Origin of the sequence: Microcoleus sp. B13-B6 (assembly GCF_036705405.1) — a bacterium.
Lineage (GTDB): Bacteria > Cyanobacteriota > Cyanobacteriia > Cyanobacteriales > Microcoleaceae > Microcoleus.
Genome location: NZ_JAUBUJ010000152.1, coordinates 1 through 12,578 on the forward strand (window position 1 = coordinate 1; position 12,578 = coordinate 12,578).

Below are 12,578 nucleotides of genomic sequence, written 5' to 3' on the forward strand. Positions count from 1 at the left end.
ACACTGGCATTTGAGCGCTTGCCAGGGGAGTCTTTGAGTTTCCCACTCTCTCGTGCGGCTTCGATTCGCACAACCAGATTTCCGTCGTATGGTGACGATTCGCCTTTAACTTTCACATGACGCACTATTGGTGTGTCGGCATGGCTTAGTAACCGAAGTGGGGTCAAACCTTCCTTCCTGGTTGCGAATACCCAGTTATCACCGCCTATGGACTGCCAATACCTTTTTGACACCCATCCCCCGTTCTTTTTGGGGTGGCGGCGTTTTGCCCAAGCGCTTAACTTTTGGTACATGAGGTAGTCAATATCTGAGTAAGCTTCCTTGCTTACTACAGTCGCGTAGTAGTTAGCCCATCCCATGATAACTGGGTTTAAATTGCTGATTAGCGCCGCTTGCGGTGCTGCCTTGTGAGCTTCAATAACCCTAGCGATTTGTTCGTAATGTACCTTTTGCTTCTGCTTACTTGGGGTGATGATTGTCTTAAATCCCTGCTTCGAGTGATATTTTCCTTGTGGAAATTGTTGTATCGTAAAACCAAGGAAATCAAACCCTGGTTTTTCTTGCTCATACTGTATAAGAGTGTGAGCGAGTCTCGTCTTACTGGGCTTTAATTCCAAACCCATGCCTTTTAACCATTCAGATATCATCTCTTTACATCTTTGGACAACGGTTAAGTTTTCGTGGAGAATCACGAAATCGTCGGCATAACGAATTAAACTTATGCTTCTACGGTTATCCCGTTTACCTAGACCACTTTTAGTGGGAAAGGTATCGGCGTATTGCTTAATTCGTTCTTCCATCCCGTGAAGGGCAATATTTGCCAGTAACGGGGATATTACCCCGCCCTGTGGCGTACCCTCAGATGTTGGAAACAACTGCTTTGATTCCATCACTCCCGCTTTTAACCAGGCTCGAACTTGTCGGCGGATGGTGGGGAATGTATTTAATTTTATTAGCAGCGCTTCTTGGTCGATGCGGTCAAAACATTTGGCAATATCGGCATCTAGTACGTATTTAGGCTTAAGCCTAATTGCATTAAATATTGCTTCTACCGCATCATGGCATGAGCGTCCGGCTCTGAACCCGTATGAATTCGGTTCAAATCGCGCTTCCCATTCTGGTTCTAGTGCCAGTTTGACAAGTGCTTGCAAGGCTCGGTCTTTCATTGTAGGTATGCCCAAAGGTCGCTTTTCTCCCGTTCCAGGCTTAGGAATCCATACCCGCCTAGTTGGGCTGACCTTTGTACCCAGGTTTAAGTTACCAGTAAGTTCTACACGTTGCTTTGGAGTCAGCGATTTAACGCCATCTACACCTGCCGTCTTTTTCCCTTGGTTATCCTGGGTAACTCTACGAACCGCTAAAGCTCTTGCTGACCATGACTTCATCAGCGTCTTTTGGAGTCTGCGATATGCTTTCACATCACCACGGGCAGAGGCTTGATAAATTCTCTTTTGGAGCTTATACACGCTACGCTCTAGCTTGCGCCAGTTAATAGAGTGCCATTCCACCATCAGTTGTTGAGACTGTGTATTAGACATATATACTCACTACTTGGGACTTTATCATCCAAATCACCGTAAGTCTGTTTGCATATTCTGGGCATTACCCCAGACCTTCGCTTCTGACTTAATCTCCCCTACTCGCTGCATACGGTTAGCACCTACTCAAGTATTCGACCTCCTGAGAGCAGACGAGAGGTTATCTCGTTCCGAACGACCATAGTATGTACCTTTAGAGTGATGCTTTTCGCCAGGTTTATAGGAAGTGCTTGTTGGTCAACCAGGTAATTGCCAGCTCCTTATCCTTTGCCTTTTGGCTCCAGCGCATTTAGCCTTATTTCGCTGGTTCATGATAATGACGATTCAAACGCATCTTCAAGCCGTGGCTTTACTCGTGGGTACTTTGCTCGATGGATACCGGATTAGGCTTCCAGTAGTACCACCTTTCATCCCCGCTTCAGGCGTTGATGGCTAGTCTCGAACCTGGGGGATGTGCTTTCACCGCTGCACCTGCGGGGTAGGATTTGAGGTTTCTAGGATACTGACTCTCACCTACATGGTCATTCAGTTGTCAAGGTTCTACCTTGCGGCTAATCCCCCTAACCCTTTTTAGGATTGGTTTCTAGCCAACGAGTCGCACACCAGGATTCATATCGATACCAATGCAACCGTACATCCTATTTCTAGAAACTTGATTCACCGGCTTGGGAGTAAATTGCAAGGCAATAACCCACTTTCCGTTTTTACGGTAGAAATGCCAGGTCTTAGCACCGCATTCTGGTAGTCTATTTATGTTGCGACTGAAATCACCCACCTCGGAAGATACGGCTTTCCCGAATCGTGACTCTAAGCATTTGGGGACTCTAAAAGTTATTGTGTTCCCATTCCACTGGGAAACTTGATTACCGAAAGACTCGTCCTTGGAACCGACAACGAAAATATCACTGTGAGGGACGAAGACTTTGATTGGCTTGAGTCTTAAGTGTTCGAGCCTATTCGTTAACCGGGTCAGTCTCCGCTTTTTATGGTGTATTTGAAAGCGTAAGCTCTGCCAATTGGTAGATTTGTATTGGAGCGAGCAAGCTATGGGGAAATTACAACCTGTCTTGGAATTCTGCCATTTTTTCTTGGCATAAAATTTACGAGCTAATGCCAACTTACGCTCGGCTTTCTTGAGCCACGCACTAATGGATTTAATCTTTCCTTCAAGAGTCTTTACGTGTAAAATTCTGTGCTCTTTAGCGCCGTCTACACGACCTTTGGCAGCACTAATTACGCCATTTGCATGGCGCTTATTGATGCCGTAGGTGTGCTGTAAGTGTGTGTTCCAATCGGATTTCTTGAAGTCTGTATTTAAAAGTAAGTGGCTGACTGTTTCAATACTTGCAGAGAAAGAAAATTGGGGCGTAAGCTTCCAAGAACATCTCGAAATCTGTAAATCCAAGTTCGTTGAGTTCATCTGCTGGCGTGGGTAAGCCTTTACAGTAAGTTAAGGTAGCCATTGATTCGACCTCTCAATGTGGTTGCATCCTAGTAGATTAATCGCTTCGCGCAGGATTTGCAAGTTTTTCAATGAGTTTCTTTTATTTCCGAAACGTCGCTGGCGAGGTCTTTTTCAAAGGTTACGCATTCTCTTTCGAGAGACATCACCAACGCTAATTAGTCTGTTCGTCAATTTACCGATAATTTAGTAACTAAAACCTAGGTAAATCTAGGTAAAATGTCAACGGCTGTGAACCGCTCCTAAAAACCTACAGAAATCTCTAAATCAAACTTAGCGGTCTATGTTTTGCCTAGAGCAAGTGCTATATGCTTCCTGATTGCTCAGGTTGGCCTACTCTTCCCAGTTAGAGACTGCCTAATTAGCAGAGGACTTGAAATATTTGGTTTTTTTGACGATCCGTTTGAGCAAGAGTGTTTTTCTGTGGTTTTCACACCCAGTAAGCTTTATTCTTCCCGCACTAATCAAGCGTTTCCCCAGTTTATCACAATTATTGTTGGTTTCCGTCTAATTCTTAGAAAAACCTAGACAAACCTACGTATTTTGGCAACTGCTTAAAACCCCTAACTCTGCGAAATAACCCAAAGGCGGTAGCATAGTTTGGGAAACGGCATCAACTGAAGATGAACTTAGCGCCAGCAACAGTCCTGCAACAGGGCAAATACAAAATTAACGCGACTTTAGGGATAGGAGGGTTCGGCATCACTTACCGAGCTATCCACACCCATTTAAACCAAACCGTCGTACTCAAAACCCTCAACGAAAGTCTGCGCCAACACCCAGAATCTGCCCAATTTCAGCAGCAGTTTATTGCCGAAGCCCAACGCCTGTCGCGGTGTCAGCATTCCAACATTGTCAGAGTAATCGACTTTTTTGAAGAAGCCGGACAGTCTTTTATCGCAATGGACTACATTCCCGGCCAAACTCTTGCCCAAATAGTCGAAACCGATCGGCCGCTGCCAGAAGCCCAGGCCCTTCACTATATTCGGCAAATAGCCTCAGCCGTAAGTACAGTTCACCACAGCGGATTGCTGCACGGAGATATCAAGCCAGAAAATATTATCCGGCGAGCCGATTCTCACGTAGTAATGTTAATAGATTTCGGAATTGCGCGCGGCTTTACCGCCGGCACCAAACAAACCCACACTAACTTGCTCTCCCCTGGGTACGCGCCGATCGAACAATACCTCTATGACGGTAAATGTACACCGGCCACTGACATCTACGCGATCGCAGCCACCCTCTACTACTTACTCTCCGGCGTGGCGCCCGTAGCAGCACCCCTGCGCGATCGTATTCCCCTGACTGAGTTGCGGCAATTTCAGCCCAACCTCAGCCCAGGAATCGAGCGAGCCATCCTTCAGGGACTCGAAATCGACCCCCACAACCGCCCTCAGACAGTGGAAAATTGGCTCACCATGCTGCAAGAAACAGAACGAGTATCAGCAAACAGAAAAGGCAAGCAAAGTCTGCGATTGCCCGCACCTCCCCCGCCGCAGTTGACTTTGCTGGCGTTTGTCGTAACGGCTGCAATTGCAGGCTGGATGGGTTTTGACCTGGCTTGGCACTACAACCGCACCAGTCTCAGCAGCAATCGCTCCCAAATTGAATCCTTCCCATCTCTGGAAGATTTGCTCAAATCCCGCGATTTGTCAGGGCCGATGTTCGGGCAGCCGTCTGTCGAAAGCAGCCCTCTCTACCCGATCGAACTCAACAAGCGTCCCAAACCCCCCTTAGACAGCAGCAACATTCCCGAACAGATCGAGCCCTCAGAAACTAGCGCAGAACCTTCTGAGTCTCCAAGCCAGGAAACTCCCGCCCCAGAACCCGAAGCGGAACCGGAGCCATCCCCGACGCCCGATCCCGCAGAGGAGCCTTCTGAGTCCCCCATTCCAGAGCCTCAAGCCCAAATCGAGCCAGAGCCCCAACCAGAAGCCGCACCGGTACCGGAAGTTGCGCCCCTGCCGCCAGAACCGCCCGCCGCACCCGCCCCGCCTGCCGCTGAGAGTGCTAGCGCTGAAACCCTGCCGCCGTCGGAATCCCCGTCGCCAGTAATATCGTCGCCGATCGAGCGATCGCCTGAGCCTGCGATACCAAGTCCCAGTGGCAACAATTCAGATAGTTCGATCGCACCTGATTCACCACCCCCTGTGGCAGAACCCACAGTGCCTTTTCCCGAACCTGCGACAAATTAGTATGGTTTTTGTTGGTTAAAAGTGCGGACAAATACTTGATTTTATGACTCAGCAAATATCTGCTCAGTAGTTGAGATAATAAAGCCAAACCTAGCCAACGACTATCTTCCAAAAACTTCCGTCGAATCTGGAAATCCCAACAGTCGCCGTCTGAGTTTATCGAATATTTCCTATTCCCTGTGAAATCCAAATGCCCGCAAAAAAATGCAGGACGCTTTCCTATTTTGATTTGAATTATGTTAGAATATGTGCGCGGCGCTGAGGTGGTGTGAGGTCGCGTATTAATACTGCCAAGCTGCAAACATTTTGGTATAAAGCAACCCCCATCTGGAATTTGAGCGAGTGTAAGCGAGGCTTCGGGGCTAAGCCGTTGCGCCTTAAACTGTTCTAACTCTCAAGAATCCCATCCCCGACACTCGGGGAGGGAGTGTCAATTCCCCCAAAATTCCTTCCTTTGGGAGCAAGCATCCTTGGGGACAAGCAAGTTATAATTTGTTGCGGAAGCGCACAGAGATTTTTTGTCAGGAACCTCAGCCCTGACGGCATGAGGCTTGAAGGAGAAATCTAACAAGCCGTTCTGACGGGCCTCAGTCTTAACTGACTACGTTTTTCGAGTCACGACATCCTGGGATGCGTAGCTAGTCCTTTGCTCTGTCGTTGAGAGTTAAACAGTTCTAAGGTAACAGGAACAGTGCTTTCAACCTAACAAGCTCACTAAACAAAGGCGCGTGCTAACTTTACTCCGAAAAGAGATTGAGGCAACCATACCTCACGCCTTGGGGCAACCATACCCCTCCACCCCGCGAGGGGATTCAATTCAATGTAAAGCCGTCCTAAAAGGACGGGGTTTCAAACCCATAGTTCTGATGAGTAAACCCCCAGTTCATGCTTTTTTTGTAGGCAGAGCACTTGCCGAAGCACTGTACGAGCAATTAGAAAGCGCAGCAACCAACGCTTTCTCTGAACTCGGCAAATTTGACGCCGAACAAAGAGAACGCCTGCGGCAGTTCACCGATCGAGTTGTGGAACGGGCAAATCGTGCTTCGGATGAGGCGATGCAGACCAGAACTGGCACTGCAAGCACCACAACTATTCAAGACATCCATCCCGCTGATTTGCAAGCGACTATTGACGAGCTGCGCGCCGAAGTGGCTCTGGTGCGATCGGAATTACAGCGTTACCGCAGCAGTTTGCCCTAGCGATCGACTCGACCACAACTATTATTTACTACGTGAGCGCATTGCTTTGCGCTCCTGCGCTCCTACTTTCAATCAAAGCAACAACATAAAATAAGCAATTTGGGAACCCAAGTGTCTGCTCTCCTTGATGACTCTGTTAATCGCCAGCGCTCCCCCAAGCACACTGGCGAAGCCGATGAGCAAAAAACTGCTAGTAAATCCTACAAAAGTAAAGCTTATCGCTGGAATCGCGAAAAATACTCCCGGAAGCGGCGCTTCTTCGACATTTGGGCCTTTGTCTTGCTCTGGCTGGCTTCCCTCTGGCTCGACAGCAAAAATTGGAGCTACTGGGGAGGCGTGACTGAAGAAAAGAAAGTTGCCAGACGCCGCTTTCAAGCTATCTGGGTTCGAGAAACACTCTTGGATTTGGGGCCAACTTTCATTAAAGTGGGGCAGTTATTTTCTACCCGCGCCGATTTGTTCCCGGCAGAGTTTGTCGAGGAACTTTCTAAGCTGCAAGATAAAGTGCCTGCTTTCAGCTACGAGCAGTTAGAGGTAATTGTCGAGCAAGATTTGGGCAAGACAGTTCAAGAACTCTACCGCAGCTTTGACCCAGTGCCCCTGGCTGCTGCCAGTCTGGGTCAGGTACACAAAGCTCAACTGCATTCGGGCCCGGAAGTGGTGGTCAAGGTGCAGCGACCGGGACTGCGGAAACTGTTCGAGATCGATTTGCAAATTCTTAAGGGAATTGCCCGCTACTTTCAAAACCATCCTAAGTGGGGCCGCGGTCGAGATTGGATGGGGATTTATGAGGAATGCTGTCGCATTCTGTGGCTGGAAATTGACTATCTCCATGAAGGCCGCAATGCTGATACTTTTCGCCGCAATTTTAGCAACTGTGACTGGGTGCGGGTGCCGAGGGTTTATTGGCGGTATGCGGCTCCGCGAGTGCTGACTTTGGAATACCTGCCAGGGATTAAAATCAGCCACTACGAAGCTTTGGAAGCGGCCGGTATCGATCGTAAATTAATTGCTCAGTTGGGGGCAAAAGCTTATTTGCGGCAGTTGCTCAACGACGGCTTTTTCCACGCTGACCCACACCCCGGCAACATCGCTGTTAGTGCTGACGGTTGTCTGATTTTCTACGATTTTGGCATGATGGGGCAAATCCAGTCGAACGTCCGCGAAGGACTGATGGAGACGCTCTACGGCATTGCTTCCAAGGATGGACAGCGGATTATGGATTCTCTGATCAATTTGGGAGCTTTGGTGCCAACGGGTGATATGAGTCCGGTGCGCCGCAGCATCCAGTATATGCTGGATAACTTCATGGACAAGCCTTTTGAAAATCAGTCTGTGGGCGCGATTACGGACGACCTTTACGATATTGCCTACAACCAACCTTTTCGCTTCCCAGCTACTTTTACTTTTGTAATGCGAGCTTTTTCCACCATCGAAGGGGTGGGCCGAGGCTTAGATCCCGAGTTCAACTTTATGGAGGTGGCACAACCTTTTGCCATGCAGCTTATGACTAATGGAAATGGCCATGATACAAGTAGCAGCATTTTTAACGAAATCGGCCGTCAGGCGGCTCAGGTGAGTTCGAGTGCTTTGGGTTTGCCCCGCCGGATTGAGGAGACTATTGATAAACTCGAACAGGGAGATTTGCGGATTCGCGTCCGTTCGGCCGAAACAGAACGCTTGCTCCGCCGGATGAGCAGCGCTCAAATGGGCACGAATTATGCTTTGCTGATGAGTGCTTTTACTTTGTCGGCGACAATTTTGTTTGTCAGCAATCAAGTCTGGCCGGCTGTCGCTGTTGCCGTGCTGGCGGCGGGTGCAGGGTTTGCTCTTATGCGTTTGTTCAAGCGGATCGATCGTTTAGACAGGATGTCATAATTGTGCAATTTGCGATTTGAAATTTCAGGTTTGAGATTTCTCGCCAGCCCAAATTTGACATCGAATGTTAAGTTTTGGCTGGCTGACCACAGAGTGCTGAAATTTACGACAATTACGCGCTTTGAGGCTAAAAACCCGGTTGCTGCCTAGATTTCTCGCCAGCAAAACCTCGGATTTTGGGTAGAAATCCAGTTTTTTTTGCAGGTGCTGCTTAATTTACTGGATTTACCGAAATTTTAAGATGGGATTACCATCATACGATCTACAATTTGACATCCACCCCGCCCTATAAGGGCGAGGATTCCTAAGACTCACAACTTAGGTTTCTGCTTCTTTCCCTGACGGGGATTTCGCACCAGCCTTAACAGATTTACTCTGTTGGGGTCTTACAGTCGCTCCACAGACTGATACGGCAAGCCCTGCCGCCAAAATATTTTTCGCAGCGTTAATATCACGATCATGGTGAGTACCGCACTTAGGGCAATCCCATTCCCGGATATTTAACGGCAACTTGTCAACAATGTGGCCACAATTGCCACATCGCTTAGAACTCGGAAACCAGCGATCAATCTTAATTAAAGTGCGACCATACCAATCACACTTGTAATCAAGTTGTCTGACCAATTCCCCCCAGCTTGCGTCACTTATAGAAGCGGCGAGTTTCCGATTTTTAACCATATTCTTCACAGCTAAGTCTTCTACGGCGATGGCGCAAGTTTTCACGCACCAACCGCGTCGTTAACTTGTGAAGATTATCTTTCCTTGCATCAGTGATCTCTTGATACACTTTCGCTACTTTAAGTCGTGCCTTGTAACGATTATTTGATCCCTTTTGCTTACGACTTAAAGCTTTCTGCGCTCTTCTAAGTTTGCGATACTTTGCTTTGAATCCTTTGGGATTGACAATCTTTTCGCCAGTGTTCAAGGTAAGCAAGCTGGTAATTCCCAAATCGATACCGACTTGATTACCTGTTTCGGGTAATTTTTCAATTTCTACATCTACCAGTAGAGAAACTGACCACCTGCCCGATGGTGCAAGCTTTACCGTAATAGTTGATGGTATGGCACCATCAGGTAATATACGGCTCCAGCGAATTGGCAATGCTGGTGTGTTTTTTGCTAAGTAGATTTGTCCATCTCTGAACTTAAATGCCGACTTAGTAAATTCTGCGCTGCCACCGTTACGTTTCTTTTTGTAGTTAGGGTATTTTGCTCGCCCATCAAAAAAATTGGTGTAAGCCGTCTGTAAATGTCTCAAGCATTGCTGCAAAGGCACGCAGCTAACTTCGCCCGTGAAAATCTAGTTCTTCAGTTTTCTTCCATTCGGTTAACATTGAAGAAGTCTCAGCATATCCTACTCGTTTCTGTTCTGTGTACCAAGCTTCAGTCCTTGTGGCTAAAGCACGGTTGTAGACCAAACGAGCACAACCCAGAGTACGTCGCAACAAATTTTCCTGTTCCGGCGTTGGGTATAATCGATAGCTGAAGGCTTTTAGTGTCATGCTTACTTTAAATGTGCTGTTTTACATAGTAGCACCTCTTATGTAAGATGGTACGTCTTAACAAAAATCTATGTAAAGCCGTCCTACAAGGACGGGGTTTCAGACCCATTTTTTCTGATGAAACGCTCTTTCGCAGGTAAGACAGACACAGGGCTAGTTCGTTCCGTAAATCAGGATTCGTACTACATAGACTCTGACGGGCGATTTTTCATAGTGGCCGACGGAATGGGAGGACACGCCGGAGGTCAAGAAGCCAGCCGGATTGCGACTCAGGCGATTCAATCTTATTTGCTCGAACATTGGGAAGGGCCAGAGGATTCTCCGCTGTTGTTGGAAAAGGCTTTCTTAATTGCCAATCAAGCAATTTTGACGGATCAGCTCGACCACCCGGAGCGTGCTGATATGGGAACTACGGCTGTGGTTCTAATGTTTAGGGATGAGGGCCGACCCTGGTGCGCTAATATCGGGGACTCTCGCTTGTACCGACTGCACGGATCTCGCTTGGAACAGATTACTGAAGACCAGACTTGGGTGGCTCAGGCTGTGAAAAGAAAGGCTCTAACTCCTGACCAGGCTCGCACTCATCCTTGGCGTCACGTTTTGTCCCAGTGTTTGGGCCGCGATGATTTGCGGGAGATAGATATTTTGCCGGTGGACGTGCAGCCTGGGGATCGCTTGCTGCTCTGCAGCGATGGCTTGACTGAAGAACTTTCCGATCCTTTGATAGCTTCGCCTCTGAAGTCGATTCGCGCCTGCGAGGGCGCTGCAAATGCTTTAATTCAAGCAGCTAAGGATAAAGGTGGACGCGATAATATTACTGTGGTGATCGTAACGATCGACCTCAAATAATATTCATCGCCCGATCGCACCCGACTATCTAAAATCGAAAAAGTGAACAATCTAAAATCTAAAATCTAAAATCTAAAATTGAATGACCCGCGTTATCGGTTTGATCAGCGGCACGTCGGTGGATGGCATTGATGCTGCTTTGGTGGATGTGGTCGGTTCCCAAACAGACTTGAAAGTGCAATTGGTGGCCGGCAAGACTTTCTCTTATCCTGCTAATTTGCGATCGCAAATTCTCTCGGTTTGCAGTGGCTCAGCTTTGTCAATGGCTGAACTAGCCCAATTAGATGATGCCATCGCCCAAGAATTTGCTACGGCGGCATTGACAATTCAAGCAGAATATGATAAAGCCGAATTAATCGGCTCTCACGGTCAAACTGTCTACCACCGACCTGCTGGGAAATCCCAGAAAGACAGGGCCGGTGCGTTAATGGGCTACAGCTTGCAACTGGGGCGGGGCGCGCTAATTGCGGAATTGACAGGAATTACTACTGTGAGTAACTTTCGATCGGCAGACATTGCTGCCGGAGGTCAAGGAGCACCCTTAGTGTCAATAGTTGATGCCTGCCTGCTAGCGGACCCCAACCTCAGCCTCTGCATCCAAAATCTGGGGGGAATTGGCAATGTTACCTATCTTCCGGCTAGGGGAAAAGGGGGAAACAATGACGAGTCTGAGATTTTCAGTCTTGGGGATGGCATATCGGGCTGGGATACAGGCCCGGCTAATTCCCTGTTAGATTTGGCAGTACAGCACTTCTCAGGCGGCACTAAGACGATCGACGAAGGTGGAGTTTGGGCAGCATCGGGCACTCCCTGTCAAGCTTTAGTCGAGGATTGGCTCGCCTCAGACTTCTTCCGCCAAGCACCGCCGAAATCAACGGGGCGAGAGCTATTTGGTGTAGACTATTTTGACAGATGTTTGGTCGAGGCCCAAGGTTACAACCTCAGTCCTGCTGACGTGCTGGCTACTCTGACAGAACTGACTGTTGCCTCGATCGTTCACAGTTACCAAACTTTTTTACCGGCTATGCCCGATCGAGTTTTACTATGTGGGGGTGGCAGCCACAATCTCTACTTAAAACGCCGATTGCAATCTCAATTGCATCCAGTGCAAGTGTTGACTACTTCTGAGGCAGGCTTGAATGTAGATTTTAAAGAGGCGATCGCTTTCGCGGTTTTAGCCGCATGGCGGGTTCGGGGCATTCCCGGCAATCTGCCTCAAGTGACTGGTGCCCGGACATCGGTACTTTTAGGAGAAATTAACTCTTGTTGGCACAGTTGGGCGTGATAGCATAGAGTCTGAGGGACAACGGCTGTGCGTTGTTGCACCAGCATTGTAGCCAGCAGGAAAAGCATAGGAACAGCACTGTGGCTCACACGTTTTTAATGGAATCTGGCCAATGGACGCTCGAAGGAAGCTGGATTGAGCGCAATGGCGTGCCAATTACGGTTAAGGGCAAAACTTTAGTGAGCTGGAACCGAACAGATTGGTTCAGTATGGTGACCAAGCTCGTATTTCCTGGAGGCGATCGCGAAGAGATTATTTTGCAGTACCGAGGACACCTCAACAGCGATGAACGGCAGTATACTTTTGTACTCCAACACAGCGAACTCGCCCGCGTCGAGGGCGAAGGTTGGATTGCTCCCCAGTCGATCGTCCAGCGTTATTGGGTATTGGGAGACGAACGCCAGCGGCGGACGGGTTTTGATACCCTTCACCGGGTTGATGACAACCGCTACTACCAATCTAGCGGCATCATGTCTGGTCATTACTTGACGAGTACAATGGAGGCGACTCTGGAACGTCAGGGGGAATAACTCTTTCTAGAGTCCACATTTGCGAGTTCTAGGGTTTGATGTGAAAATTGAAGGTTTTGCTAGTCGGAGCTAGTCCCTAGGTAGCGAATAAATAGACAAAATGATACACTTATAGACAAATATGCGGTGTACCATTTTGT

Annotated in this window: 11 protein-coding genes; 6 read left to right on the forward strand and 5 right to left on the reverse strand. The window is 48.3% G+C overall.

What is annotated here, in order from left to right; all coding sequences use genetic code 11:
• The coding region (gene ltrA / locus QUB35_RS36350; protein ID WP_333147532.1) for a group II intron reverse transcriptase/maturase at window positions 1-1,538 on the reverse strand (1,538 nt) is incomplete at its 3' end.
• A gap of 583 nt (window positions 1,539-2,121) precedes the next feature.
• Window positions 2,122-2,958 carry a hypothetical protein gene (locus QUB35_RS36355; protein ID WP_333147534.1) on the reverse strand — a complete coding sequence of 279 codons (837 nt, stop codon included), beginning with the start codon at window positions 2,956-2,958 and terminating at the stop codon, window positions 2,122-2,124.
• A 665-nt stretch (window positions 2,959-3,623) separates the two neighbouring features.
• Here QUB35_RS36355 and QUB35_RS36360 point away from each other — a divergent pair.
• From QUB35_RS36360 to QUB35_RS36370, 3 genes are all read left to right on the forward strand, one after another.
• A complete protein-coding gene (locus tag QUB35_RS36360) occupies window positions 3,624-5,195 on the forward strand; it encodes a protein kinase domain-containing protein (protein WP_333147536.1) in 1,572 nt (523 codons plus the stop codon).
• Between the two features lie 866 nt (window positions 5,196-6,061).
• The gene (locus QUB35_RS36365; RefSeq protein WP_190660406.1) at window positions 6,062-6,394 is read left to right on the forward strand and encodes a DUF6825 family protein; all 333 of its coding nucleotides are present in this window, start codon (window positions 6,062-6,064) and stop codon (window positions 6,392-6,394) included.
• Window positions 6,395-6,505: 111 nt separating this feature from the next.
• Window positions 6,506-8,272, forward strand: coding sequence for an AarF/ABC1/UbiB kinase family protein (locus tag QUB35_RS36370; RefSeq protein ID WP_333147538.1), 1,767 nt, complete (start codon window positions 6,506-6,508; stop codon window positions 8,270-8,272).
• 318 nt (window positions 8,273-8,590) lie between these two features.
• On the opposite strand, the gene QUB35_RS36375 is transcribed toward QUB35_RS36370, so the two are convergent.
• The 3 genes from QUB35_RS36375 to QUB35_RS36385 are packed head-to-tail and all read right to left on the reverse strand — an operon-like array spanning window position 8,591 to window position 9,774.
• Window positions 8,591-8,950 (reverse strand): RNA-guided endonuclease TnpB family protein, encoded by a 360-nt coding sequence (locus QUB35_RS36375; RefSeq protein WP_333147540.1) that lies wholly within the window; start codon window positions 8,948-8,950, stop codon window positions 8,591-8,593.
• Window positions 8,943-9,548, reverse strand: a complete 606-nt coding sequence (locus QUB35_RS36380; protein ID WP_333147542.1) for a transposase — start codon at window positions 9,546-9,548, stop codon at window positions 8,943-8,945. Before QUB35_RS36380 ends, QUB35_RS36375 begins: the two co-directional genes overlap by 8 nt.
• Window positions 9,549-9,552: 4 nt before the next feature.
• Window positions 9,553-9,774, reverse strand: coding sequence for a helix-turn-helix domain-containing protein (locus tag QUB35_RS36385; RefSeq protein WP_333147543.1), 222 nt, complete (start codon window positions 9,772-9,774; stop codon window positions 9,553-9,555).
• 117 nt (window positions 9,775-9,891) lie between these two features.
• On the opposite strand from QUB35_RS36385, the gene QUB35_RS36390 reads away from it, so the two are divergent.
• The 3 genes from QUB35_RS36390 (at window position 9,892) to QUB35_RS36400 (ending at window position 12,438) form a co-directional block, all read left to right on the forward strand.
• Window positions 9,892-10,623, forward strand: coding sequence for a PP2C family serine/threonine-protein phosphatase (locus tag QUB35_RS36390; protein ID WP_333064224.1), 732 nt, complete (start codon window positions 9,892-9,894; stop codon window positions 10,621-10,623).
• Window positions 10,624-10,705: 82 nt separating this feature from the next.
• A complete protein-coding gene (locus tag QUB35_RS36395; protein WP_333147545.1) occupies window positions 10,706-11,908 on the forward strand; it encodes an anhydro-N-acetylmuramic acid kinase in 1,203 nt (400 codons plus the stop codon).
• 80 nt (window positions 11,909-11,988) lie between these two features.
• Window positions 11,989-12,438: a hypothetical protein gene (locus QUB35_RS36400; protein WP_242722026.1), complete on the forward strand. Its 450-nt coding sequence runs from the start codon at window positions 11,989-11,991 to the stop codon at window positions 12,436-12,438.
• Window positions 12,439-12,578 lie beyond the last annotated feature (140 nt).